25 protein-coding genes and 1 tRNA gene are annotated in these 24,783 nt (G+C 45.4%); 11 read left to right on the top strand and 15 right to left on the bottom strand.

Annotated elements, in window-relative coordinates:
• The first annotated feature begins 147 nt into the window (after positions 1–147).
• From ychF to ACSSVF_RS07710, 7 genes are all read left to right on the top strand, one after another.
• On the top strand, positions 148–1,233 hold the full coding sequence (gene ychF, locus ACSSVF_RS07740) for a redox-regulated ATPase YchF (protein ID WP_492402579.1): 1,086 nt from the start codon (positions 148–150) through the stop codon (positions 1,231–1,233).
• A gap of 81 nt (positions 1,234–1,314) precedes the next feature.
• A tRNA-Met gene (locus ACSSVF_RS07735) sits at positions 1,315–1,391 on the top strand.
• Positions 1,392–1,929: 538 nt separating this feature from the next.
• Positions 1,930–3,666: a retron Ec67 family RNA-directed DNA polymerase/endonuclease gene (locus ACSSVF_RS07730; RefSeq protein WP_492402577.1), complete on the top strand. Its 1,737-nt coding sequence runs from the start codon at positions 1,930–1,932 to the stop codon at positions 3,664–3,666.
• 412 nt (positions 3,667–4,078) lie between these two features.
• Entirely contained in the window at positions 4,079–4,375 is a 297-nt protein-coding gene (locus ACSSVF_RS07725; RefSeq protein WP_492402575.1) for a hypothetical protein, read from the top strand.
• 95 nt (positions 4,376–4,470) lie between these two features.
• Positions 4,471–6,720, top strand: a complete 2,250-nt coding sequence (locus tag ACSSVF_RS07720; RefSeq protein WP_492402573.1) for an ATP-dependent DNA helicase — start codon at positions 4,471–4,473, stop codon at positions 6,718–6,720.
• Between the two features lie 96 nt (positions 6,721–6,816).
• Positions 6,817–7,107: a nucleotidyltransferase gene (locus ACSSVF_RS07715; protein ID WP_492402571.1), complete on the top strand. Its 291-nt coding sequence runs from the start codon at positions 6,817–6,819 to the stop codon at positions 7,105–7,107.
• Between the two features lie 215 nt (positions 7,108–7,322).
• A complete protein-coding gene (locus ACSSVF_RS07710) occupies positions 7,323–8,519 on the top strand; it encodes an MFS transporter (RefSeq protein ID WP_492402569.1) in 1,197 nt (398 codons plus the stop codon).
• A gap of 221 nt (positions 8,520–8,740) precedes the next feature.
• On the opposite strand, the gene ACSSVF_RS07705 is transcribed toward ACSSVF_RS07710, so the two are convergent.
• From ACSSVF_RS07705 to ACSSVF_RS07670, 8 genes are all read right to left on the bottom strand, one after another.
• Positions 8,741–9,268: a DUF3251 domain-containing protein gene (locus ACSSVF_RS07705; protein ID WP_492402568.1), complete on the bottom strand. Its 528-nt coding sequence runs from the start codon at positions 9,266–9,268 to the stop codon at positions 8,741–8,743.
• Between the two features lie 24 nt (positions 9,269–9,292).
• Positions 9,293–10,534 carry a hypothetical protein gene (locus tag ACSSVF_RS07700; RefSeq protein ID WP_492402567.1) on the bottom strand — a complete coding sequence of 414 codons (1,242 nt, stop codon included), beginning with the start codon at positions 10,532–10,534 and terminating at the stop codon, positions 9,293–9,295.
• A 282-nt stretch (positions 10,535–10,816) separates the two neighbouring features.
• Positions 10,817–11,122, bottom strand: coding sequence for a hypothetical protein (locus tag ACSSVF_RS07695; protein ID WP_492402566.1), 306 nt, complete (start codon positions 11,120–11,122; stop codon positions 10,817–10,819).
• A 32-nt stretch (positions 11,123–11,154) separates the two neighbouring features.
• Positions 11,155–11,682 (bottom strand): RNA polymerase sigma factor, encoded by a 528-nt coding sequence (locus tag ACSSVF_RS07690; protein WP_492402564.1) that lies wholly within the window; start codon positions 11,680–11,682, stop codon positions 11,155–11,157.
• A 220-nt stretch (positions 11,683–11,902) separates the two neighbouring features.
• On the bottom strand, positions 11,903–13,003 hold the full coding sequence (locus tag ACSSVF_RS07685; RefSeq protein WP_492402562.1) for a mechanosensitive ion channel family protein: 1,101 nt from the start codon (positions 13,001–13,003) through the stop codon (positions 11,903–11,905).
• Positions 13,004–13,202: 199 nt separating this feature from the next.
• A complete protein-coding gene (locus ACSSVF_RS07680; RefSeq protein ID WP_492402560.1) occupies positions 13,203–13,949 on the bottom strand; it encodes an alpha/beta fold hydrolase in 747 nt (248 codons plus the stop codon).
• A 25-nt stretch (positions 13,950–13,974) separates the two neighbouring features.
• Positions 13,975–14,910 carry a Kiwa anti-phage protein KwaB-like domain-containing protein gene (locus tag ACSSVF_RS07675; protein WP_492402558.1) on the bottom strand — a complete coding sequence of 312 codons (936 nt, stop codon included), beginning with the start codon at positions 14,908–14,910 and terminating at the stop codon, positions 13,975–13,977.
• A complete protein-coding gene (locus tag ACSSVF_RS07670; RefSeq protein ID WP_492402557.1) occupies positions 14,907–15,479 on the bottom strand; it encodes a KwaA family protein in 573 nt (190 codons plus the stop codon). Before ACSSVF_RS07670 ends, ACSSVF_RS07675 begins: the two co-directional genes overlap by 4 nt.
• Before the next feature lie 196 nt (positions 15,480–15,675).
• Between ACSSVF_RS07670 and ACSSVF_RS07665 the strand changes: the two genes are divergently transcribed.
• From ACSSVF_RS07665 to ACSSVF_RS07655, 3 genes are all read left to right on the top strand, one after another.
• Entirely contained in the window at positions 15,676–15,984 is a 309-nt protein-coding gene (locus ACSSVF_RS07665) for a BON domain-containing protein (protein ID WP_442584458.1), read from the top strand.
• A gap of 227 nt (positions 15,985–16,211) precedes the next feature.
• Positions 16,212–16,844 carry a Pvc16 family protein gene (locus ACSSVF_RS07660; protein WP_492402555.1) on the top strand — a complete coding sequence of 211 codons (633 nt, stop codon included), beginning with the start codon at positions 16,212–16,214 and terminating at the stop codon, positions 16,842–16,844.
• Between the two features lie 3 nt (positions 16,845–16,847).
• Entirely contained in the window at positions 16,848–18,839 is a 1,992-nt protein-coding gene (locus tag ACSSVF_RS07655) for a phage tail sheath family protein (protein ID WP_492402553.1), read from the top strand.
• Between the two features lie 120 nt (positions 18,840–18,959).
• On the opposite strand, the gene ACSSVF_RS07650 is transcribed toward ACSSVF_RS07655, so the two are convergent.
• The 7 genes from ACSSVF_RS07650 to ACSSVF_RS07620 all read right to left on the bottom strand — a co-directional run bounded on the left by ACSSVF_RS07650 (position 18,960) and on the right by ACSSVF_RS07620 (position 22,991).
• Positions 18,960–19,271 carry a four-helix bundle copper-binding protein gene (locus ACSSVF_RS07650; protein ID WP_492406327.1) on the bottom strand — a complete coding sequence of 104 codons (312 nt, stop codon included), beginning with the start codon at positions 19,269–19,271 and terminating at the stop codon, positions 18,960–18,962.
• A 129-nt stretch (positions 19,272–19,400) separates the two neighbouring features.
• Positions 19,401–19,691, bottom strand: a complete 291-nt coding sequence (locus ACSSVF_RS07645; protein ID WP_492402552.1) for a hypothetical protein — start codon at positions 19,689–19,691, stop codon at positions 19,401–19,403.
• A gap of 181 nt (positions 19,692–19,872) precedes the next feature.
• Entirely contained in the window at positions 19,873–20,406 is a 534-nt protein-coding gene (locus tag ACSSVF_RS07640; protein ID WP_492402551.1) for a c-type cytochrome, read from the bottom strand.
• A 229-nt stretch (positions 20,407–20,635) separates the two neighbouring features.
• A complete protein-coding gene (locus tag ACSSVF_RS07635) occupies positions 20,636–20,794 on the bottom strand; it encodes a hypothetical protein (protein ID WP_492402549.1) in 159 nt (52 codons plus the stop codon).
• A gap of 239 nt (positions 20,795–21,033) precedes the next feature.
• Positions 21,034–21,468 carry a hypothetical protein gene (locus ACSSVF_RS07630; RefSeq protein ID WP_492402548.1) on the bottom strand — a complete coding sequence of 145 codons (435 nt, stop codon included), beginning with the start codon at positions 21,466–21,468 and terminating at the stop codon, positions 21,034–21,036.
• A gap of 202 nt (positions 21,469–21,670) precedes the next feature.
• On the bottom strand, positions 21,671–22,534 hold the full coding sequence (locus tag ACSSVF_RS07625; protein WP_492402547.1) for an SDR family oxidoreductase: 864 nt from the start codon (positions 22,532–22,534) through the stop codon (positions 21,671–21,673).
• A gap of 133 nt (positions 22,535–22,667) precedes the next feature.
• Complete coding sequence (locus ACSSVF_RS07620) at positions 22,668–22,991, bottom strand: hypothetical protein (RefSeq protein ID WP_492402545.1); 324 nt, start codon at positions 22,989–22,991, stop codon at positions 22,668–22,670.
• A 458-nt stretch (positions 22,992–23,449) separates the two neighbouring features.
• Here ACSSVF_RS07620 and ACSSVF_RS07615 point away from each other — a divergent pair, with 458 nt between their 5' ends.
• Complete coding sequence (locus ACSSVF_RS07615) at positions 23,450–24,757, top strand: class I SAM-dependent methyltransferase (protein WP_492402543.1); 1,308 nt, start codon at positions 23,450–23,452, stop codon at positions 24,755–24,757.
• The last annotated feature ends 26 nt before the right edge of the window (positions 24,758–24,783 follow it).

Raw genomic sequence — 24,783 nt, 5'->3', positions numbered from 1 at the left:
TTATGTGCGCACAATCATGCACTGTAACCTCACGCAATTGCAAGATACTTTTGTTGTTCCCCTTTACTAACGGTAAAATGTCGTTTTTTACTCAATGCCCGCCGCAAAAAATATTCCGCGGCAGCTCACACTGAAAGTCACGCCATTATGAAATGCGGTATTGTCGGCCTGCCAAACGTAGGCAAATCCACCCTGTTCAATGCGATCACCAAAGCCGGTATCGCCGCAGAAAACTACCCTTTCTGTACCATAGAACCCAACGTCGGCATTGTCGAAGTGCCAGACAACCGCCTGCAACCGCTGATCGACATCGTCAAACCACAAAAAGTACAACCAGCGATTGTTGAATTTGTGGATATCGCAGGCCTGGTCGCCGGCGCCTCCAAAGGTGAGGGCCTGGGTAACAAATTCCTGGCTAACATCCGTGAGACAGACGCCATCGCCCACGTCGTGCGCTGTTTTGAAGACGGCAACGTCATTCACGTCGCTGGCAAAATAGACCCACTGGCCGATATCGAGGTGATTAATACCGAATTGGCCTTGGCTGATATGGAAACTGTTGAAAAAACCATGCAGCGCGAAGGCAAAAAAGCCAAAAGCGGCGACAAAGAAGCCATCGCCCTGGTCAAGGTGCTGGACAAAGTATTGCCTTGCCTCAACGAAGCCAAAGCCGTACGCACGCTGAACCTGGATGCGGATGAACTCGCATTGCTCAAACCGCTGTGCCTGATCACAGTAAAACCTGTGATGTACATCACTAACGTCATTGAAGGTGGTTTTGAAAACAACCCGCACCTCGACAAAGTCGTTGCATTGGCAAAAACCGAAAAAGCACCCGTCGTCACCATCTGCGCCAAAATCGAAGGCGAGATCTCCGAACTGGACGAAGAAGACAAATTACTGTTCCTGGAAGAGCTCGGCCAGGAAGAGCCAGGCCTTAACCGCGTCATTCGCGCCGCCTATGATTTACTGGGCCTGCAAACCTACTTCACCGCCGGCGTACAGGAAGTGCGCGCCTGGACCGTGAAAAAAGGCGCCACCGCCCCACAAGCCGCAGGCGTCATCCACACCGACTTCGAACGTGGTTTTATCCGTGCCGAAGTGATCGCCTACAACGACTACGTGCAATTCAAAGGTGAAAAAGGTTCGCAAGAAGCTGGCAAAATGCGCCTGGAAGGCAAGGAATACATCGTGCAAGACGGCGATGTCATGCACTTCAGGTTTAATGTTTAATTAAGCGGAAAAGACCAAGAAACTATATAAACCAATGTTGTCGTACCTAGACACAACTGCTATAATCGCGGTCTTTCAAATGGTGATGTAGCTCAGCTGGTTAGAGCACAGGATTCATAATCCTGGGGTCGAGGGTTCAAGTCCCTCTTTCACCACCATACAAATCAAGAACTTAGCTCAACTGTGCTAATTTAGTCCATGTGTCATGTGCTAAAACTGTGCTAAATTCTTCTAAAAAGCCCCTCGATGAGGGGCTTTTTTTTGGTCAAAACCAGACATATCCGGACGATTCCGGACATTAATGCTCGACCATCGGACACAAACTCCGTGTGTCTTCAATCAAATCACAAAAAAATATCCAATAAAATCAATAATTTAAAATTATAAAAGCCTTCAACCACACCTAAACTGTGCTAAAACTGTGCTAAATAAGCATTCGTTTGCCATCAAAACCGTTCGTTGTCTCTGAATAATATCGGCTTGTTTATTGTGCTAAACTCGATTCGGGCTTGTAGGCAGATTTTTTATCGTGCTTCGCGATAAGTGCAAAAAATGTCTGGCGGTGTTGCCACTGGATGACCTTGAGCAAATGTTATGCAATGAGTAAGTTACAGCATAGGAGTGCCTACAAGTCCACTTCCGCAATAACTAATAAAGAAAGTCGAAGTTTTGATTTCAAAGCTAGAGTCATTGAAAATGGCAACCACGCTAAGTGATGTTGCTGAAATTCTAGGCTTCAGACCAAGAGCTTTAGCATTCATTCTTTATAAAAAACCTTCAGCAAGTAAATATAAGCAATTTGAAATTCCAAAACGCTCGGGTGGAAAGCGAGTTTTAAACGCCCCATCAGCAGATTTAAAAAATTTACAAAGAAGACTAGCGAAAGTCCTAGAAGCCTGCATTACAGAAATAAATGAAAAGAGAAAAGTCAATTCGACACTTTCCCATGGCTTTAGACCCAAATATTCAATAATCACAAATGCTTCCACACATCGAAAAAGCAAATTTGTTTTCAACATAGATTTAGAGAACTTCTTTGGCTCGATAAATTTTGGTCGAGTTAGAGGCTTTTTTATAACGAATCAAAACTTTGGATTAAATCCATCCGTGGCTACTGTATTAGCCCAAATCGCCTGTCATGAAAACTCTCTTCCACAAGGCAGTCCATGCTCCCCTGTTATCTCGAACTTAATTGGGCATATTGTAGACATTCGCCTGGCTAAATTAGCTTTTGAGACGGGTTGCAGATATTCGAGATATGCAGATGATTTAACTTTCTCAACTAATGAGCAAGTGTTCCCTGACAAAATCGCAAGTATTATTAATGCTGAACAACACCAATGGCAGATTGGAAAAAGCTTAAATAGATTAATTGAAAAAGCAGGGTTCTCTATAAACGAATCTAAAACGAGGATGCAATATAAAAACTCTCGACAAGACGTGACAGGACTAACTGTAAATAAAGTTGTTAATACTAAAGTTGAATATCGCAGGTCTACAAGAGCGATGGTTCATAGTCTTCTCAAAACTGGTAGCTTCAAAATTAAGGCTACCGCACTTGATGAGGCTGGCAATATTGTTCACTCAGAAACTGAAGGAACACTAAATAGGCTGCATGGCAGATTAAGTTTTATTGATTCGATATACGTTCACAAGAAAGAAAAAGTTAAGAAGAATAGTGGAACTATTAAAAAAAAGGATACTGGAGAGAACCAATTATCCTCATTCGAGAAGACTTATAGAAGTTTTCTATTTTATAGATGGCTATATGCATCTGAGATTCCGGTAATCATCGGCGAAGGAAAAACAGACAATATTTATCTGAAGTACGCTATAAGAAGATTGGTCGACTCTTTTCCAGAGTTAGGAAAGAAAAATTCAAAAGATATTGTTGAGAGCAAGGTTAAGCTATTCGAAAGGTCATCAACATCTAAACGCCTATTTGGATTAACTGGTGGTGGAGATGAGCTTAAATATTTCGCTATTGAATATTTGGCTGAATGCAAAAAAATAGCTGCCAACGGTAAGTCTAATCCCGTGATACTGTTTTTGGATAACGACTCAGGCGCCGACTCTATTCTTAACTATGCAAAGAAAAAGGCAAAAAAAGAAGATTTAAAAAAGCAATCCTTCATTCATGTTGCAGAGAATCTTTATATTGTTCTTACTCCTCTGAACTCAAAAGGTGAAGATACAATGATTGAGGACTTTTTCGACTCTACTACCCTAGAAAAACCATACAAAGGAAAAACCCTCAATTTAGACGATAAATCAATTGACTTAACGATTCATTATCCCAAATCTGATTTTGCTGAATATATTGTTAAAAATGAATATAAAGAAATTAGCTTTGACAACTTCAAGGGAATTTTGGAAAGAATTGATGCAGTAATTAAAGAACATGCTAAAAAGTCTGCGTTAATTACTGACTAAATGAAATTGAGCATGATTTTATTGATAATAATCCAATATATTCGTATCTCCAGCACTGTGCTAAAACTGTGCTAATTTTGCTTCATTTTCGTCCGGTTTCAACCATTTTTTACCCACTATCATCCGGTCACGAATCGCGCGGCAAGCCCCGTGTTTACTGGATTTCTCTTTTAAAATTAAGCACTAACTTACTTTCATTTTTCAGGATTCATAATCCTGGGGTCGAGGGTTCAAGTCCCTCTTTCACCACCAGATACAAAAACGGCTTCCAGAGATGGGAGCCGTTTTTATTTGTGTCATTTGCTCACCCAGGTATTCATTTTTGGGTAATGTTAAACCTTCTATGAATTCTTGCAGCGACGTAAAAAGCTTTAGAATAGTGCAATTGAATCAAACTAAAGTAAGTGCCCGCATGGAAATCAACAATAGTTTTGAATTAGAGTTTATTGCCTGTTTCTCCAGGCATCTGGAAAATTTCCATAGCGAACAAAACAATCCCAAAGATACCAAACAAAGGGATCGTTACTCGCAATTGATTGCCTTTATTAAAGAGTCACCCTTTGAGAGTGCTTTGGAAAAATACAGGCAAATATCGCTTGCCGATACTGACATCAGCCTTTTTGACGAGTCCACGATCAAAATGGCGCAAAGACTGGCAAGAATCGACATGGATCTGCCACTAGTCCTTGATACACAAACTGATAATTAAAGCGCTCAATCCCAAAAAGTAGGCCCGCCATTAAGTTAGTCGCCAATCTAGCAATCTCAGAAGATCTTAAAGCTATCTTTAAGTATGTGATTTCTGTGCGTACGCTTTGTGAGCTGACTGCCAAAACCGGCAGCCTGGATCAACGATTCACCCCCTCCCCCACCGCCATCGAGGGCATGCTTGGTCATTTAGCCGTGGCTTACCGCCGTGAGCATTACTACCAAACCGAAATCACACTGACCGGTGAATACCAGAATATCTTTGTGCGTGGCAGGGCGGATGGTTATGACCCAGAGCTGAATCAGCTGGAAGAGGTGAAAACCTATAAAGGGCATCTGGATCGTATGCCTGAGAACCACAGGTTGCTGCACTGGGCGCAGGCCAAGGTGTATGCGCATTTGATGTGTATGGAGAAAGAGCTTCCCTCCATCAACGTGGCCCTGGTGTATTACAACGTGACTTCTAAAGAGGAAACGCTGCTGGTTGAAGAATATTCGGCAGGTAACTTGCAGGCATTTTTTGAGTCATTATGTAGCAAATTGCTGATTTGGGCGGAGCATGAACTTGCTCATAGAGCCAACAGAAATAGCGAATTATCCAGACTCAACTTTCCGTACCCTGAATTCAGGACGGGCCAAAGAGTACTGGCTGAATCCGTGTATAAATCAGCCATGAAACAACGGCACCAGTTGATCCAGGCAACCACAGGCATAGGCAAAACGCTGGGCACTATCTTTCCCCTATTAAAAGCCATGCCAGAAGCCAAACTGGATAAGGTGTTCTTTCTAACTGCCAAATCATCCGGTCGCGAGCTGGGTTTAAATGCAATCAGAACGGTGCAAAAAACCAATCCCGGCCTACACATCAGGACACTGGAATTAACCTCACGCGAGAAATCTTGCGAGCATCCGGACAAATCCTGTCATGGTGAGTCATGTCCATTGGCAAATGGCTTTTATGACCGCTTGCCCAAAGCCAGAAATGAGGCACTTAAACAACACATGATGGATAAAGCCACCATTCGCAAGGTCGCACTTAAACACCAGGTATGCCCCTATTACCTATCGCAGGACCTGGCTAACTGGAGTGATGTAGTGGTTGGTGATTACAACTACTTTTTTGACCTGCACGCCTTGCTGTATGCGGGCACCGTACTCAATGAGTGGAAAGTCAGTGTGCTGGTAGACGAAGCGCACAACATGATTGAGCGCTCACGCAAAATGTATAGTGCCGAATTGAATTATGGCGCTTTCAATGAAATGCTGGCCCATGCGCCCAAGTCATTAAAAGGTGTGCTGGAAAAGCTGAATATCAGCTGGATTGTATTAAACCGTAGCCAGACGGTGCGTTATGAAGTGTATCCCTATATCCCAGAAGAGTTTGAAGAGTTATTGCAACGGGTGATCTCAAAAATCACGGATTACCTTGCAGAATATCCCACCTTCAATGATGCCAAAGTGCTCAATTTCTATTTTGATGCTTTGCAGTTTTCGACGCTGGCTGAATCATTTGGTGATCATTCACTATTCGATATCACTAAAACTGAAACAAGCGTGGGTCTGTTTCAGCAAGACGCAACGCTATGCATCCGTAATGTGATTCCGGCAAAACATTTAACCCCCCGTTTCCAGGCAGCCAATTCAAATACCCTGTTTTCAGCCACACTAAGCCCCTCCTCATTTTTTAATGACATGCTGGGCATGCCTGAAAACACCAGCTTTGTGGATGTGGAATCCCCTTTTGATGCCAGGCAATTGAAAGTGAAAGTAGCCAGGCATATTTCAACCAGGTACAAAGAGCGACACTCTTCACATGAGCCGATTGTGCATCTGGTGGCAAAGCAGTTCATTGAGCGACCCGGCAACTACATACTGTTTTTGAGCAGTTTTGATTATCTGCACGATGTGCAATCCTTGTTTAATAGCTTATATCCCAACATCCCCACGCGCTCGCAATTGAGAGTGATGTCGGAAATGGATAAACAGCAATTTGTGAATGACTTCACCCTCACTTCTGAAGGCATCGCCTTTGCCGTGTTAGGCGGCTCATTCGGTGAAGCGATTGACTTAACCGGTGACAGATTGATCGGCGCTTTTATTGCCACCTTAGGCCTGCCACAGCTTAATGATGTGAATGAGCAAATGCGCTTGAGAATGGAAAAGATATTCGGCTTAGGTTATGAATACACCTACCTTTACCCCGGATTGCAAAAAGTCGTCCAGGCAGCCGGTAGAGTGATCCGCACGACTAATGATAGTGGCGTGATTCATTTAATGGACGACCGCTACAATCAATCCAAAATCAAAAAACTACTCCCCAAGTGGTGGCCATCGCCCAATCAGTAGGGTTTTCAAACAACATAGAAATGCCAAAAATGAACATTTCGGAGCTCACTCACTCATAAAGTTACATAAAATTGATTTGATCAAGTAACCACGAGAATGAAGCTTTCGGCGAAAATAAAATTAAAGCGCTTGGAAATCATCCAGATTGTTGAGAAAAATCACGCTCTATTCCCCCGAATTCTTTTTAACGATTTACACGGTTATGACCTTGATGAAACATTCCTGGAAATTGTGGTCGACCGCACTTATGAGTTTATGCCAGAAGATATTGGCAAAATTCAACATCAATTGGAACAGCTGTTAGACGTTGCTATATACGCTTATACACCAAATCAATTACCAGACGCACGTCGCGAAAAACTATTGGCTGTTGCGAAAGTGATCTGATTACATAGCTCAAGCAAAAGCATCCTTGACGGACGAAATTGCAGATCACTAGCAAATGATTAGATTAGCCATTATTCAAAATTAATGGCTCGTTTTTGCCTAAATTCGACAAGGGTGGTGTATAACGACGCTGCACATTACGCCAATCAACTTTAGTCATCAAAATTAAATTCATTGGTAGTCGTCGTATTTCATTTAAACCCTTAAGTAAGCCCATGTCGAATCACCCAGCCCCACAGATCCAACTCTCTAAAGCCAGGCAAAACCTTATTATTTTTGCACTCTCCATAGGCGCATTTGCAATTGGTGTCAGCGAATTCTCAAGCATGGGTTTGCTGCTAGAGATCAGCCGTGGATTAGGTGTCTCGGAATCCCAGGTTGGCATTTCTATCAGCATCTATGCTTTAGGCGTGGTGGTGGGCGCACCTTTGCTGGCGATCTTTGGCGCTGGCCTCAAAAGAAAAAACTTATTGCTACTACTGGCAATGATGTATGCCATCGCCAACATTGCCAGCTCGCTCGCCCCTACTTACGGCACCATGCTGATCGCCAGATTTATTTCAGGCCTGCCACATGGCGCCTATTTCGGCATTGCCTCGCTAGTAGCAGCTTCTATCAGTCCACCCTCACAAAAAGGTATGGCGGTCACCAAGGTTATGCTTGGCCTGGCCGTAGCCATACTGGTGGGCAACCCGCTTGCTGTCTGGTTGGGGCAACAATTTACCTGGCGATTAGCGTTTGCATTAGTAGGTCTGCTCGCATTCATTACATTGTTGATGGTTAACAAGTCGCTACCTTTAGACGAGAACGAGAAAAAATCCAGCCCTATGGAAGAGCTGGCAGCATTTAATCGGCTACAGATTTGGTTAGTGCTGTTGATCGGCGTATTCGGTTTTGCCGGCATGTTTACGGTGTTTAGCTACATGGCACCGGTGTTGGTCAATGTCACCAAGGTTTCTGAGTCATATATGCCCTGGCTGGTTGTCGCCTTTGGCATAGGCTCAATCATCGGCATGTTGTCTGGTGGCAAAATTGCAGATGCCATGAAATTCAAAGGCGCATGCCTGCTGATTGTGTGGTCGATATTTGTGCTGGCCATGATTCCATTCATTTCCGGCACACTGCCAGGCATTGTGCTCGCAGCAGTCGCAGTAGGCACCATGATGGCGCTGCCAGTCACGTTGCAAACCCACTTGATGGAAATTGCTGGAGATGCGCAGGTCTTATCTGCCGCTGCTATTCAAGCCGCTTTAAATACCGCAAATGCTTTAGGCCCCTGGTTGGGCGGGATGGCGATTGACCATGGATTAGGCTACAACGTATTTGGTACGATTGGTGCGGTGACTTCAGTGATTGGATTATTGATTTGGGCGATCTCTTTCAAATTGGCTCAGGCAAACATGCATCGCTGATAACGTCCAAGTTCATAATCATGGGCAATGATTCAAGTTCGCCATGCGCCACCTACATACGAAACGGCTTCCTCAAATGGAAGTCGCTTTTTCGTTGGGGGAGCCGGATTTAAATCGATTTCAGCTAGCATCCGCGAAGTTTTGCCTAACACAATAAGATCCTTATTAAATTAGATCATCATAATATTTCACTGATAATTGAATTCTGATGCGACACCTAGCTATTTAAAAAGATGCACCCCTTGGTGACCAACATTACTGATGCGGACAAAACCTAAATTTGACGGTGGATAGCCCTCTAAGACTACATTCACTTTTCCCCATGCACCTGGTGGCAATGATTCTACAAATGTAACATCTTTAGATTTAGCAGTATCATTAATTGCACTTCCATTTTTATCAACTTCGCCCCATTCAAACTTTGCCTTAAGCCCATCAATTCTTGCTGAAGTGAGGTTTCCAAATTGCAAAGTAACCTTACTTCCATTTGCATATGATTGTATGTTTTCAATAGATACAGTCAATGCACCTACATCTGACTTCACTACTGAATAACCTTCAGCACCAGGGGTAAGATAGGCGATTCTCTCAAACTTTCGTAAAAGATCATTAATAGTCTGCTCATCTTTCAGCTCCTTAATTTCTTGCTCCAACGCTTTTATTTTTGCATCAAATTTGGAGTTTTGGTTCTGAGGGGAACACGCAATTAAAATCACACAAATAAAAAGCACTAAGGTCTTCAGAGTCATATACACCTCCTATTAAATTATTATTTATAATGAAGAAGCATCTTCTAACGGAGATTTTGTCGGCACATCTTTTTTCCGACGTTTTGAAAATACAAACTCGTGCCATGGACTTCCATGAGTTTCATCCTCGACAAAACGTAATGGGGCTTCTTCTAGCCGAGTTAAAGCAGAACTAAACAATCTTGATTCAAAGGCGGGGTCAATTTTTGCTGCTTCTCTACGGTAGCCTTCATATGCTTTTGCAACAGATGCTTTAAAGGCATAGTCTTCAGCCAATTTAAATCTATGTCCTATTTGTTTAGTAGCTAACCAAGCAAACCAAACTGGTGCGCCAACGCTTAATAAAGAAAGAACAACCTGTATCCAAACTAAGCCAGCTTGGGCCTTCGGATTAGAAAGAACCGCATTCAATTGATCAATTCTATGAGCACCTACATTAGCACCTATCACTAGTGCTATTAGCAATCCTACAACCCACGCCCACATTGAGTTTGCCAAATTGTTGGCCCGAAGATCAAAAGCTGCAGCAAGTCCTTTAGTTGTTGTTATCTGATATGCGGCTTCACAGTTTTCAACTAATTTAGCGGCCTCTTCATCTTTTGTTACAATCTTTGCAGATAGTTTGAGTATTTCTTCGTGCTGACTTTCAATTTTTCCAAATGTTATGCCAGCATCAGTAGCGTACTTATCAACCTTAGTACGAGCATCTGACAAGGTTTTCATATCTATTGGTAATGTTTCGGCAGTTTCATGCGCATCTTTAATTAACTTAACTTGCGCTACTAAACTTTCCTTATCTGGAATAATTTGTTCTAGCTCCGCTTGAATGGAGCGAAGTTTTCTTGCTAATTGAGGAGGTAACGCCTTAGTCTCCAAAAGCACTTCCCATGGTGGCTGAGGGGGTGTTGGTGGGAATAAAAGTGGCTCCAAAATAATACGCATATTTTGCAGCGTACCAATATAAGCAGGGCCTGCATATCCACAATTTGAAGTTGGTAATTGAGGGATAGTATTATTTAATAAGTAGCTGAGACTTGATGGGAAAGATTCGATCTTTTTTAGCGTTTCTTCGTCAATATCATCAATGTTTGCATTATGAATGTCATTAGATAGTGTCCTAGCAAGTTCAGCTAAGTCGTGCCTTGTAAGTGAAACACAATTCCACCCAAAGTTCTGACAGTAAGTGGCATCACTACTAAGTTGCCCAATGATTTGACCTGAAATCTGATCAAGATTGTCGCAAATACTTTGCAAGATCGAATGCATAGACCTCCCCTGTATAGTTCTTCTTGGTTTATTTGTATAAATTCTACTAACGTTTTACAAAATGATTATTAAGCCTTCAATCCTGCAAGCTTTAATTAAAATAATACTTTCAAAGTATTATTTTATCTAAATTCGTTAAAATCGAAATCAACAAACGCTTATCTGCATAAGCTTTGGAAGTTTATTACACCTAATACTGTTCGTACATTTAAAAAAAACGGCTTCTATTCCTAGAAGCCGTTTTCATTTGAATCTTTCTAAACGTTACATTACTTGGTGTAATTACCCTGCATCCTTTTTAGATTTAAAGCGATTAAACAACCCACAACGCACTTTCTCTTGTTCATCAGCTGTCATTGCTTCACTACCGCAATGTCTATGATGCCCGTGACGACCTCTGAAGCCGCCAAAAAGAATCCTGCTGAGAATCAACAACCCTACTGCGTGGCAGTAATCAATGGCGTGAATGCCATCGGCTAATGAAATGACCACGTTGTTCCACAATAGCATGACGACATAAGATAAGGCTGCGATGGCGGCTACGACAAACACTGCGATGGCAGCACATTTACTTTTACAATTTCTCATTCATTTCTCCAATAATTCAATTATTAATACGATTAGTCACTGGCCTGCAGTTGCTCTCGTAAAAAAGTCACTGCATACCTTTTTCTTGCTAATAAGGTGTTGATGGAAACACCGGTTTCTGCGGCAATTTGTTTGAAACTTTGGCCGTCTAACTCGTGGGCGATAAACACTTGCCGTTGTTCGCTTGGCAATTGATTAAGCGTTGCAATCACGTGCTCAATCAGCATTTTTCTTTCGTAAATTGACGCCGGGGTTTCGGTTTCAATCGAAAGGATAGACTCAAGCCATAGGGCATCTTCATCATCGTCCTGCTCTAAAGAAATTTCCTGCTTTTGCTTTCTAAAACGGTCAATAATGCGATTTCTTGCCACACGGTATAACCAGGCGCCGACTTGCTCTAGCGGCTCCGGTAGACGGTAGGCTGAAACAAACTCATAGAACACATCCTGCAAAATATCATCCGCGTCACCGGTATTGGGGACGCTTTTGCGGATGAAATTACGCAATTTGGCTTTTTCTTTATTGAATGTTTCCGTGATCACAGAATTTTGCTGTGTCATGAGTAAGTTGTGTTCAAAATGCGTCTCCATGCTGTATAGACGTTTCAGATTTGGAAATATTGTATTGAAGTCGAAATATTTGCAAACCTGATGCTCTAATGAAAACCTTTCATGCCTTTAAATCCGCTACAAACGTTGTCATTGTTCAATTCAGCAGAGTGGAAATAAAAATGGCTTAGATGCATTTCATCTAAGCCATTTTTTCAAAGTAACCAATGCTTTATTGCAATGTATTACCCAAAGCCCCTTCAGGAAGGCTCATTTTTAGCTCTGAATTTTTGGCCAGGTTCACCGTCATGGTTGGATAAGCAAAGCTGACATTCATTGCTTCTAACTCGCGCATCAAACATAGGTTGATGGATTGTTGTATGTCCATATATACGTTGTAACTGCTATCCAGAACATAATAAACCACTTCGAAATCGAGAGAGCTGATGCCAAAGCCCTTAAAGTGCGCGCGGTCAAATCTGGCTTTAGATTCTGAAGTAATGGCTTTTTTAACAATGTCAGGGATTTTTTCAATGACATCGGCTTTGGTACCATAGGTCACGCGGAACTGAAAAACCACCCGTCTTTCTGCCATGCGCTTGTAGTTATGGATGGTGTTTTTCAGTAACTCAGTATTGCCGCACACGATCTGCTCACCACTTAAGCTACGAATATGCGTAGTCTTTAAGCCAACACGCTCAACCGTACCTAATACATCACCAAAAATAATGAAATCACCAATCACAAACGGCTTATCCAGGCCAATAGCCAGTGATGCAAATAAATCACTCAGTATGCTTTGAACGGCTAGTGCAATCGCCACACCGCCTACACCTAAGCTAGCAACGAAAGCGGTGATATTGACGCCCATATTGGCAAGAATACTCAGCAGCGCAATCGACCACACGATCGTTTTAAAAATCCAGGACAGCATGGTGGTGAGAACAGCATTTTCCGCCGACCCATCCGTGGAAACGGCTTTCGCTTTAGCCCAAATAGAGATGCCCTTGCTCACCCATATCGCCGTCTGGATACCGATGACAAAAAAGGAAAGGTAATCCAGGCGCGTGATCCATTTAGCGTTCAACTCCAAAAAATGCATGGCGAACAGCAATGAAAAAAGTGCGAACGTTAGTTGATTGGTACTACGCAATACTTCGATGATGGCATCACCTACTTTTGTTGGGTTTCGTAAGGTGAAGCTCGATATTTTCTTGATGGCGACTTTTCGGATGAGGAGTAATCCGACCTGCGCGAATATGAAGATTAATGCGGTGAAGACCCACTCATTGATGGTGATACTTAAAAACTTGTACTGAAGCCAGCTAGTCACTTTTATCCTTTATGCAACGTGAAATGAATAGTCAGGGCATTTATTTGAACTTACAGAGAGAAGCAAACGAGGTTTCGCGCATTTCACGAATGAAACAACAAGCCATTTCCCAACAAAGACCAAATAGGATGGCATTGTGACTTGTAAGTTCAATAAGAAATATTGACTTGCAGACTAGATACAGACAACTTGTAAATACTTACAAGTAGCTCTCAATGGCTTGTATAAACAGCTGCGGTTGCTCCGCATGCACCCAATGCTCTGTTGGCAAGGTAACGAATTCAGCTTGTGGGAAATGCTGCTGAAGTTCAGTGATATCGCTGTCTTGCACATAATCGCTACGTTCACCGCGAATAAAGAGACTGGGCCCCTCAAAGTTCACGGCAATCGCCGCAATGAGTTTTGCGTAATTGGCTTTGAGTGCTGGCAGGTTAATCCGCCACTGCAACTGCGCTTCACTTTTAACCAGATTAGTGAGTAAAAACTGCCGCACTCTCACATGATCTATGGCATCGGTTAAGGCTTTATCCACGTAACTCCGTGATGTCATCTGGCTGAGATCCACTGCCAGCATGCTATCCATCAGCTGCGTGTATCTATCGGGATAAGCCCGCATCGCCATATCGACCACAATCAGCTTATTCACACGTTGGGGATAATCGGTTGCAAATTGCATGGCGACCTTGCCGCCTAGTGAATGGCCGAGCAAATGCACTTGTTCCAAGCCGAGTGCATTGAAGGTTTCTAATAGATCATTGGCCATTTCAGGGTAGGTTTGTGACTCACTGTGCGGTGACCGCCCGTGATTACGCAGATCTACGGTGATGACCTGGTAGTGCTGCGAGAAATGTTTGGCAATGCTGCCCCAGTTATCGGCCGAGCCAAACAGCCCGTGTATGAGTATAAGCGGCTGGCCCTGGCCTAAGGTTTGGTAATGTAATTGCATGAATTTAAATGATGATACTTAGTGGCTAAGAGACTTTTTTCTTGACGGATGCATCAAAGATTTCGTGATTGATAGGTGATTCCAGCCTGCCGTTATTCAATAAAGTCAGTACAAGGTCTATCGAGGCCTCATTGATCACAAGTGCACCGTTCTCAACTTGCAGCCCCCAGTTTTTCAGCTGATTGACCTTAACCAGTTCTTCCATAAACTTGGCGTCTTTGTAGTAGCCGCTTTTCTGTATCGAAGACACTTTGCGCAGGTAATTCAGGTTGGCGCCTATATGCTCTTTCAGCAAACTGGCATCGTTGAATATTTTCAGGTCGACGAATTCCTGTAGCACCACATCGCGGTTTTTTTCCATACCGGCGCGGAAGTTCAGCGTGCTTTCAAACTCTTTTTTATTGGCGATGAAAGTCGTGCCTTCATAGGTGAAAAAATCCACCTGGGTATCTATGGTGAAAATCTCCTTTTCATCCAGGTCTTTCAGTTCCTGGTCTTTAAACTGGATAAAGGACACATGCGATAGCCTGGTCGCGTTATTGAATTTATTGATTTTACGGTAAGCATAAATGGCTTTATCCTGGTGCTCCAGTTTGATCACCATCGCCCATGCATCCAGTAATTGCTCATATTGCTCGACTTTGGCGTTGGCGGTGCCTTTTTCAATCTCGGCCTGGATCAGCATGACATCGGTATCGGATGAAGCGATGGTCAGCAAGCCTTTGTCCTGGTCGGCGGTCAGGAAGTCGTAATCGTCTAGCTGGTAGTCCTGATCGAGGATTTTTTCGGTGACTGCGTTTTTGAGCTTTTGCTCCAGTTTGGCATCGGTATCCACCTTCAATACTGCATACTTTGCCTGCTGCTGGCTGAGCTTTCTTTTCACCAGCCAAAAAGTGGTCACCCAATGTTTGAAATCACTGGCGCGCAAAGTTTGCAGGGTTTGTTTCACGTTAGTCGTCACTGAGATTCTCCTTCGCCCGCTTCCTTCGTGACTTCAACATGCGTGACAAAGTACATTAAATTGGAAAGCCGTTTGATCGCACAGTAATCACCGACCTGGAAATGCTGCTTTGATAGCAGCAGGCCCTGCCTCTCTTGCGTGCCATCCTTGAACTGGCAGTCATACAGGCCGTATCCGGCCAGTGCCAGCACCGGGTTAACGAATACATTTTGCGTACGGTATGACAGCACAAACATCAGGCTCAGAAAGATAAACAGGCACAGAAGCAATTTCCAGTCGCCTAAATCAAACTTGTAGAACGACATCATGTAGGGGATGGTATATGTGAACATATCCGCTGACTTGTTGGATACTTTAGTGATTTTGACCGGCACGCCCTGCTTGATATTGCGCGCCGCACTCAGGGCGAATAAGGCGCTCAATGCGAAGATGACAAAGATACTGAAGGCCCTGACCGGGTGCTCAAAGTAGAATGACTCTTCATTCAAATCCTTGATGACCAGGATCAAGCCAAGTGGCGCGTAGCCGCTGATAAAAATGGCTAACGCCGATAAAAAATGCAGTTGCATAGGCTATGTTTTCGATGAAAAAAGGTACAGGTGGGCCTGTGTATCGTACCCGGCAAGAATACAGGCAGTTGCACTTGCAATCAAACGCGCATGAAGTCAGCCCATTCCTACGTAACTATCAGAATAAGATGTATTCACGTCATGCCATGTTTTTTTAATAATGGAACCTCCTAAATCCACTCAAGAAGGAAACATCATGAAAAATACAATCAAATCATTATTGTTGGTAAGTGCTTTGGCTTTGCCTTTGGCTGGTTTTGCGGCTGACGGCGACTCATTAGGTACTAAAGTAGAAGATTCAGTGATCACAACTAAAGTAAAAGCTGCTTTTGCTAAAGACAAAGTAGTCAGCGCTACTGACATCAGTGTTGAAACTGATAGCAACGGCCTGGTACAACTTTCAGGCAATGCAAAATCAAAAGCTGAAGCACAAAAAGCAGAAAAAATTGCTAAGAGCGTTAAAGGCGTGACTGCCGTTAAAAATGAAATCGTTGTTGCTAACTAAGCAGCAATGGATACTTAGATAGACAAGACTTACAACTCGCCACATCTAAGAGCAAGACTTGCCCATAGGAATATTTAATATTCCTATGGGTATTTAATTTATAGCGCCTGTTTACCCTCTCCCCACTACAAGTAATCGCTGCAAGTTTAACAAGCGCGAATCACTAATCATCGCACGCATAGCCTAACCGTCCTATAATGGCTTGAAATCATCCAAGAGAGATCGCCATGATTGCGCATGCCCTGACCATCATTGTGAATGAGTTAAATCATCAGCTGATTGAGGCGTATGGCATGAGTGCCAACCATGCACCTGCCCGGCTAAGTGATCTTTCCTCAGCGTATTTACCGTCATCACCGGGGGCGCAATCAGCTACGCAAGCATGCCTGAATCTGACGCTGGTGAATATCCAGGAAGAACTCGAGTTCAAGAATGCGCCGCCGATCGGCCGCAACCCTGCAGGCACAGGCTATCAATCTTCTCCCCTGCAACTGAATGTGCATGTACTGCTCACGGCCACTTATGCCTCTTACACCGAGGCACTGTTGATGCTGGGCCGTGCCATGCAGTTTTTCCATGCGCAACCGCTGTTTACCGAACTGAACGTCAAACACAAATCGCTGACGCAACACGCGCCCGCCCATGCCATGGACAGGCTGCGTGAATTTAAACTTGCCATAGATTTATATTCGCCGACGCTGGAAGAGACTCATCACGTCTGGTCGACCTTAAAAACGGTGCCTGTGCCTTCTGCCTTATATAAATTACGTTTACTCACTGTTGCTACAGATGCGCCTGACACCAAGGTGTTGCCCATGCTTGAGCGACGACTGCCTGCTTACAAACAGGATAAAAATTGAATCATGGCCCAATATAAAACACCTGGTGTCTATGTGGCAGAAATCGCCAATTTGCCGCCATCTATCGCGGCGGTTGAAACTGCCCTGCCGGCATTTATTGGCTATACACAAAAAGCTGAAAACGATGGAAAACCGCTAACGCTAGTCCCCTTTTCAATTAATAGCATGGCCGAATATGAGCATTACTTTGGCTTGGCCGACTCACCAGCAGTCACCCTCTGGCTGGATGCGCAGAACGAGATTGCCGATGCCACGGCCAACCAGGTATTTTACTTATATGACAGCCTGCGCCTGTTTTTTAGCAATGGTGGCGACGCTTGCGTGATTGTGTCGGTAGGCGATTACAGCAGCGCTGTTGTGCAAACGGCATTGGCACAAGGGCTGGCCATCGTTGAAAGCTCCTCAGCGCCAACCATCCTCGTCATACCGGAAGCGGTGTTGCTTGAGGATCACGGCGTATCGCTGTATGCCACTGCATTGGCGCAGTGTGCAAAGGTGCGCAACCGGGTCACCATCTGCGAATTAGGCCGCCAGTCTGAGAAATCAGCGTTTGCCCAGGAAGCCGAACATTTCAGAAGCAATATCGGTAGTGATTATCTCAAATATGGTGCCGTCTATGGCCCGTGGCTGGTCACGTCTTTTGACAGGGAAAAACGACTTGGCGATCTGGTGTTGAAGCGCAAGCTCAGTGCCAGCGGCGTCCAGCAGACTGAAGAGTTGATTGATGCAGCAGCACTGCTGGCGGATCACCCGACCAGCGATGCCATGATCAAAACCAAAGTCATCGATGTCGCGCTGAGCGAGCTTGCCTGCGTATTGCTTGCCAGCGGTGAAAGCGGCCTGCTTAAAAATGCGCCGACTTTGGAACAAACGGCCGCTACCCTGTGGCCTGATATCGCCGGATTGAATAGCTCGGATATCAACGATTACCAGGCACCTTTACGTGCGCAAAGCCTATGGTTTCTGTCGCTGCTTGATACACTTTCGCTAGTGGTAAACAAGTGTGCTGACACGGCACTGATCAAATTTTCCAGCACTATCAGTAGTCAGGCGCATACGCGTATAGGAGACAGCGTGCGCCTGCTGGTCGCGCATCACCACGCGCTGCTAGCGCATACAGGCATCTCGCTGATAGAGGATAGCGCGGCCTGCTCACTGCTCGGGTTAAAAGACCAGGCAGCTATGCTGGCACTCAGCCCCTTGCCGGATGTTGAAGCGGATTATGTTGCAACACCGACTGACCTCGACCGCGTGCTGATAACACACGCAATGCTTAAATCCATTATTCACACGTCTATTATCTGGTTCAGGGAAGTACAGCTCAGCGCACAAACCACCGCGCGCGCATTGAACCATGATTTATATCAGAACTCCGGCCTGTTCCGCGCATGGCTAGACCGCGCAACACTAACACTGAACACACTGCCAGCCAGCGGCGCTATCGCCGGCGTCTATGCCCAGACTGACGCGAGCCGTGGCGTATGGAAAGCGCCGGCCAATGTGGCCTTGCAGGCAGTCATCAAGCCAGTATTGAACCTGACCGATGGCGATCAGGCGGATTACAACGTACATACCACAGGGAAATCCATCAATATCATCCGCAGTTTTACCGGCCGCGGCACCTTGGTATGGGGCGGCAGGACGCTGGCAGGCAACGACAATGAATGGCGCTATATCAATGTGCGCCGCCTGTTTGGCATGGTGGAAGCTTCGATTGAAAACGGTTTGCAGGCCTATGTGTTTGAACCCAATGACGCCAATACCTGGCTTAGAGTAAAAGCGGCGGCTGAAAATTTCTTAACCACGCTTTGGAAACAGGGCGCGTTGCTGGGAAACCAGCCGGAGCACGCGTTTTTTGTGAATATAGGTCTGGGTAAAACGATGACAGCGGTGGATATTCTGGACGGGCGTTTGATCGTAGAAATCGGCTTGGCACCTGTGCGCCCGGCAGAATTTATCATCTACAAATTAAAACTGAAGATGCAAGAAAGCTAAGTTGGCGTTAAAAGCTGGGCATGGAAGATAGCCTGATCTGAAACACCTGCCAACATGTCTGGATAGGCAAAATATTAGCCTATCCAGCATTAGCCTATCCAGCATTTGAATCACAACACATCAGGCATACTCGGCAACGCCCACTTTCAGGCATTCTTCTGCACAACGTCTACAAGCTTCGGCGCATTGGCGGCAATGGATAGAAGTATGTTTTTCACACTCTTCGGCACAAGCCGTGCAAATCTCGGCACAATCCTGGCAGACCAGTTCGACAAACGCACTGCCGCGCGCGACAAATGAAGCGGTCAAACGGCAAAAATCTGCACAGTCCATATCATGTTCAATGCAGGTTCTCATCATGGGATTGGCCTCGCTCTCACAGGCGATGGCACAGTGTTCACACGCATCTGCGCATTGCTTGCACAGCTGCATTAACAATTTAAGATTTTGCTCGGTCATGAATGTTCTCCCATAAAAAACCAGTCATCAGAAATAGAAAAGCCTTGCGCATACTCTTAGGTGATCAAAGATTCAATTGAGTGTCGCAAGGCCTACAGCAACTTATTTATTCTGCTGGTTTACGCCAGTACCACCTTCAGCAGGCTTCTCCTGGAAACGTTTGCTTTTTTCAATGTTACCTGGCTTAGATTGCTTGTTGCCCGACCCCTGGTTAGCACTGCTACCGTTGTTGTCCGGCTGGTCTTGCAGGTAATCACCGTTTTTAGTGCTGTTAGGCACCTCTTTTTTCTGCTGATGCGCAGGTGGCACATCGCCTACGGCGTCCGCTGCAAAAACAACTGTGGTCGTACTCATAAATACGCTAGCTAATAACACTGTGAGTAATTTATTCATCGTATTCTCCTCAATATTGTTTGAATTGCCCTTTACAGGGCAGTGATGTCTATCTTACTGATGGGTGTTTTTGTTGTATGTAAGCAGGCCCACGAATGTGCTGTAGGATAATGATGACCCCTTAAAACCATCGCTGAGCAACCCTCGTTTAACTGCCGTTAAACGAGGATTTAGTGAGGGTTTAACTATCTTCGTTACCGGTCAAGCTACCATGGCTACGTACCCAGGCAATCACCTTCAATAATTCGTCAGGTGAAATACCGTTATTCGGATCTGAAGGGTCCATCAAGCCTTTGCCCTTGGCGCCCATGCCGCCGTTTGTACCGTTCCAGACAGTCTCGAACATGCCTTTATTGGTTGCATCCTTGGCGTAGTTATAATTCGGGCCAGTCAGGGCTGGGCCCACCTGGCCGCCAGCTTCAGGGCCGTGACACTGCGTGCAGGAATATAACTGAAAGATTTTCTTACCGGCTTTGATCGCATCATCTTTACCAACATAGGGGTTTTTGCCGGTAGCTAAAAATTCCTTGGCTTCTGGTGTATCAAACAGCTCTGGCTTGATGTCCAAAGCTGAACCATCCTGGGTTTTAACGAATTTGATGGCCGGGCCACTGGCGCCAGCCGAAGCCGCTTCACCTGAGCCGGATTCGTTTTTATTACAGGCGGTTAACCCTGTGATCAATACCAACATGCCTAAGCCTAATTTTGTATTCATGCTAATTCTCCTTGGTAAATGTCGTGTTCTTTTAATTGCTGAATGTTTCATGCCATTGAAAGCATGAGTTGCAAACTGATTATGAATAAAAGAAAAAGGCTCGCCCATGTAACAACGGCGGAATTTCCTGTAGGACGATTCGGACAGGAAAGCATGAAAAAAGCGGAGAGGAAAAAGATTTGGACGTAAAAAAACCTGGATTGCTCCAGGTTTTTTCATCCACAGCTAGTTAACCTTGTTGCTTGTTACCTTGTTGCTGGGATTTGCCTTGCTGGCTGCCGGGCGCTTGTTGCTTGCTACCCTGCGCATGTTGCTGCTGCTGGTCTTTGCTGACTTTAGCACCAGATTTGTCCTGCTGTTGATTTTTGTTGTTTTGTAAATTTGCCATTGTTAAATCTCCTTCGGAATATTATTCGGCCAAACCGTTACCTGAATGACCTGAAATGTCTCGTGTAGAAAATGAAGTAACGTGAGTCCATGATAAAAGTGTTTTAGCATAGGCTTTATCGTGAAAGCGCCTAATCTGCTGTCAGAATATCCAACCTGATCAAACGCGTTAGGGCAAAAACAAAACAAATAAAAAGCCTGGAACACTCCAGGCTTTTTTACAATCACGCACAGCAACCATTAATGACCACTGTCGCCCTCACCTTGCTTGTTGTCACCTGATAAAGGCTGACTACCCGGTGCCTGATCCTTGCCAATATTGGACTGTTGCTTTTCCGCAGGATCAAGATGTTCAGTACCCGCATCAATGCCTTGCTGCTGTTGGCCTTGCTTTGGCTGACCCTGGCCCTGCTGGTTCTGCCCTTGCTGGCTTTGGTTGTGCTGACCCTGATTTTTCTGATCCTGGCTAGATTGTCCTTGATTCTGCTGATTTTGCCTGTTCTGATCTTGACCGGGTTGGCCCTGGTTTTGTTGACCCTGACCTGCCTGATTTTGCCCTTGCTGGCCTTGACCCTGCTGGTTTTGACCTTGTTGGCTTTGGTTTTGCTGGGCCGGATTTTTCTGATCCCGATTTCCCTGGTTTTGGCCTACTTGATTGTCTTGTGGATTTGCCATGATGCTTCTCCTAGTATGTAAGATTCAGCCAATGGGTTAATAGCCCGAATCCTTAATTTTAAATTTAACCCTGAGCTATCTTAAGTGACCCCATCAGGCACGGTTATCATCCAATGACGTATTCTGTTGTCAGACAAAGTAAGGCTGATGGCTGCAGATTCACCGATGAAATTGATGAGTGTGCATCTCTCCAGGAAACTCCCTAGCCATTCACCACTTCACCACCGTTGGCATGTAAAACCTGGCCTGTCATATAAGAAGAATCCTGGCAGGCTAAAAACACATAAGCGGGCGCAATTTCGCTTGGCTGCCCAGGGCGCTTCATAGGCACCTGATTACCAAACTCACTGACTTTTTTCTCATCGAAAGTGGAAGGGATCAATGGTGTCCATACCGGGCCTGGCGCCACGGCATTCACATAAATCTCGTCGGGCACCAACTGTTTGGCTAAGGAGCGTGTAAATGAAACCACCGCGCCTTTGGTAGAGGAGTAATCCAGCAGCTCGGGACTGCCGCGATAGGCGGTGACCGAGGTGGTGTTAATAATATGACTTTTTTTCGGCAAGTGCGGTAAAGCCGCTTTCACCAGGTAAAACATAGAGAAAATATTATTCCTGAAGGTATGCTCCAGCTGTCTTTGCGAAATATCCAGGATGCTTTTTTGCGGGAACTGCTGGGCGGCATTGTTAATGACAATATCCAGCTTGCCGAACTGCTTCAAGGTATTCAGCACGGATTGCTGGCAAAACGACTCATCCGAGATATCTCCAGGCAGTAATAAACATTTGCTGCCATAAGATTCCACCAGCGCTTTGGTCTTGTGCGCGTCTTCATGCTCTTCCAGATACACGATCGCTACGTGAGCGCCCTCAGCCGCAAAGTGCACCGCCACTGCCCGGCCAATACCGCTATCACCACCGGTGATAATGGCGACTTTGTCCTTTAATTTGCCGCCGGCCTGATATTCAGCATCGATATAAACAGGCGTTGGGGTCATCTCTTCTTCCGAGCCTGGCTGCTCTTCCTGATGTTGAGGCGGGTTCAGTTTTTCTTTTTTTTCTTCCATACATGTTCTCCTAACAGCGAGTCAGCAGCATGGCTGGCTCACACAATCATGTGTTTTGCGTATTGATATCTAATGGAAAACCATCACCCTGGCTTTTGCAGGGTATGGCTTTTCCAACATTATTTCTGCCACATTAATTCTGCAGATTGTTTTCAAACGAGGTTGGCTGCAAAGGCTCCCTTGGTGGAGGAATGTCTTTCTCGCGGTTTGGCAGGCCCTCCGCAGGCACTTCAGGCGGCACGATCACACCGCGCTCATGCGGCATTTTTGGCGGCACATTCACGCTATCTGAATCTATGTCACAGGGAGGTTTTTTCGAGTTTGGAGAGTTATCACACGGTGGCACCGTATTATTCACCGGTGGTTTAGTGGCAGGCTTTTTCACTGGTTTATCTGCCGCCCAGGCAGTGCTTATCATGGGCATGACTACCAGCATCATCAGGATTAATTTACGCATCACAACTGCTCCTTTATTGATTGTCGAAAACATCATGGTTAGAACATACGGCTTCAACATCAATACTAAACAGAGTCCAAATATGCAGGCATAGGCAAAAACTGATTTGTGTGTAGGAATGGGCCCATTTTTAAACATATCGCGTTATAAAATCTTTTTTTAGAGGGTGTCATTTGCGTCGATTTTTGAGCCGGCACCTGGCTGACTAGCCCGTAAATCAGCCCCTGTCAGACCTGTCTGACATGACAATCAGTGGCTGCCCTATGTTGGGAAAGCCGCTTCATTTTTACACTCACAACCTAATACTTCGCCACTCACTGGTGAAGAAACGCAGGCAGTCAGAGTCCTTACACACGCTGTATGCTGCAGACACAAAAATGCCAGATCTAAGCGCGCTGCCAGATGCAATTGAGAGTGTCAGGCATGATTGGAAAATTAAAAGTTGGAGATCGTCATCTATGAGCAGCAATCTGAAGCACGCCTTGCAATTTGACCCTGCCTGGTCGATGGATGCGTTTGGCACGCAAACCGCGCCAGCCCCGGCTTCAGAGGCGCCGACAGAAAATGGCGACACCACCAAATCCCGATTTATCCTTAACCGCCTGTTTCAGGACTACCCCGAGTCATTTGCTTTCCGTTTGTGGAACGGCAGCATGCTCTACATAGGCAAAGATACGCCTGCGTTTACCGTCTGCCTGGAGAATGCGGCCGCATTACGCGATGCAAAGTTGTTCAGCGACCCTGTGCGTCTGGTAGAAGCCTACTTTGCCGGTGAAGTGCAGATTCTCGGTGACTTTAATGCGGCAATGCAGCTTCACTACTACTTTGAATCTATACCGTTATCCTTAACTGAGAAATTCGACCTGCTCTATCGCGCACTGACACTGGTCAATGCTGAGGATGAATCCTCCATACAAGCGCGGACAGACATCAGCCCAAGCCAGTCAGCCAACGCCAATACCCTTGATTACAATGCCTCCAGTGACTTTTACCGTTTATGGCTGGATGACAAAATGCTGCATTCCTGCGCTTATTTTGGTGATACCACACAAGACCTTGCCCAGGCGCAGCATAACCAGCTAGACTTGATCTGCCTGAAACTGCACTTACAGCATGGCGACACCGTACTCGATATCGGTTGCAGCTGGGGCGGGCTGGCCTGCTGGGCTGCCAAACATTACGGTGTGTTTGTGCACAGCATTACCCAGAGCCCGGAGCAGCACGCTTATGCTACCGCCGAAATCCAAAGACAAGGGCTGGAGAAGATGGTGACAGTCACGCTTTGCCATTACCGCGATCTGCCAGACTCACCGCGCTACGACAAGGTCATGAGCATTGGCGTATGCAGCCAGATAGGCCAGCAAAATCTACCTGATTACCTTGCCAAAGTGCATGCCGTGCTCAAGCCCGGCGGTTTGTTTCTTGACCACGAAGTCACCACTGAAAGCCCTGGCCGCCAGCACGAAATATCGAATGCCTTTATCAACCAGCAGGTGTTCCCGGATGGCGATTTAACCACCCTGCCGCACATCCGGCAGCAAATGCAATCCGCAAAACTGGAAGTATTCAATGTAGAAGGCTTGCGCCGCCATCATGCATTGACATTGCGCCGCTGGGTCACCAAACTGGAACATCGTCACCAAGCAATCGCAGCCGCTGTCGGTGAGCGCACTTACCGGATCTGGCGTCTGTATATGACTGCTTGTGCCATTCAATTTGAACAAGGCGTGACTGGTATCCATCAAATTCTTGCCGTGCGCCGTTAAGGCACCCGCACCCATTGCCGCTTAGG

This window comes from Methylophilus sp. E2MeOHC9, assembly GCF_058744375.1.
The sequence above is the reverse complement of the archived record's forward strand: the minus strand, read 5'-3'. Positions and strand labels throughout refer to the sequence as shown.

Bases quoted from the DNA above. Each gene is read 5' to 3' on its own strand.
- ACSSVF_RS07700 (WP_492402567.1), bottom strand. From the start codon at position 10,534: ATGCATTCGATCTTGCAAAGTATTTGCGACAATCTTGATCAGATTTCA.
- ACSSVF_RS07645 (WP_492402552.1), bottom strand. From the start codon at position 19,691: ATGAATAAATTACTCACAGTGTTATTAGCTAGCGTATTTATGAGTACG.
- ACSSVF_RS07635 (WP_492402549.1), bottom strand. From the start codon at position 20,794: ATGGCAAATTTACAAAACAACAAAAATCAACAGCAGGACAAATCTGGT.
- ACSSVF_RS07690 (WP_492402564.1), bottom strand. From the start codon at position 11,682: ATGACACAGCAAAATTCTGTGATCACGGAAACATTCAATAAAGAAAAA.
- ACSSVF_RS07680 (WP_492402560.1), bottom strand. From the start codon at position 13,949: ATGCAATTACATTACCAAACCTTAGGCCAGGGCCAGCCGCTTATACTC.
- ACSSVF_RS07715 (WP_492402571.1), top strand. From the start codon at position 6,817: ATGAAGCTTTCGGCGAAAATAAAATTAAAGCGCTTGGAAATCATCCAG.
- ACSSVF_RS07730 (WP_492402577.1), top strand. From the start codon at position 1,930: ATGGCAACCACGCTAAGTGATGTTGCTGAAATTCTAGGCTTCAGACCA.
- ychF (WP_492402579.1), top strand. From the start codon at position 148: ATGAAATGCGGTATTGTCGGCCTGCCAAACGTAGGCAAATCCACCCTG.
- ACSSVF_RS07725 (WP_492402575.1), top strand. From the start codon at position 4,079: ATGGAAATCAACAATAGTTTTGAATTAGAGTTTATTGCCTGTTTCTCC.
- ACSSVF_RS07670 (WP_492402557.1), bottom strand. From the start codon at position 15,479: ATGCAACTGCATTTTTTATCGGCGTTAGCCATTTTTATCAGCGGCTAC.
- ACSSVF_RS07650 (WP_492406327.1), bottom strand. From the start codon at position 19,271: ATGCAGCTGTGCAAGCAATGCGCAGATGCGTGTGAACACTGTGCCATC.
- ACSSVF_RS07615 (WP_492402543.1), top strand. From the start codon at position 23,450: ATGAGCAGCAATCTGAAGCACGCCTTGCAATTTGACCCTGCCTGGTCG.
- ACSSVF_RS07655 (WP_492402553.1), top strand. From the start codon at position 16,848: ATGGCCCAATATAAAACACCTGGTGTCTATGTGGCAGAAATCGCCAAT.
- ACSSVF_RS07640 (WP_492402551.1), bottom strand. From the start codon at position 20,406: ATGAATACAAAATTAGGCTTAGGCATGTTGGTATTGATCACAGGGTTA.
- ACSSVF_RS07695 (WP_492402566.1), bottom strand. From the start codon at position 11,122: ATGAGAAATTGTAAAAGTAAATGTGCTGCCATCGCAGTGTTTGTCGTA.
- ACSSVF_RS07665 (WP_442584458.1), top strand. From the start codon at position 15,676: ATGAAAAATACAATCAAATCATTATTGTTGGTAAGTGCTTTGGCTTTG.
- ACSSVF_RS07630 (WP_492402548.1), bottom strand. From the start codon at position 21,468: ATGGCAAATCCACAAGACAATCAAGTAGGCCAAAACCAGGGAAATCGG.
- ACSSVF_RS07620 (WP_492402545.1), bottom strand. From the start codon at position 22,991: ATGCGTAAATTAATCCTGATGATGCTGGTAGTCATGCCCATGATAAGC.
- ACSSVF_RS07705 (WP_492402568.1), bottom strand. From the start codon at position 9,268: ATGACTCTGAAGACCTTAGTGCTTTTTATTTGTGTGATTTTAATTGCG.
- ACSSVF_RS07710 (WP_492402569.1), top strand. From the start codon at position 7,323: ATGTCGAATCACCCAGCCCCACAGATCCAACTCTCTAAAGCCAGGCAA.
- ACSSVF_RS07625 (WP_492402547.1), bottom strand. From the start codon at position 22,534: ATGGAAGAAAAAAAAGAAAAACTGAACCCGCCTCAACATCAGGAAGAG.
- ACSSVF_RS07660 (WP_492402555.1), top strand. From the start codon at position 16,212: ATGATTGCGCATGCCCTGACCATCATTGTGAATGAGTTAAATCATCAG.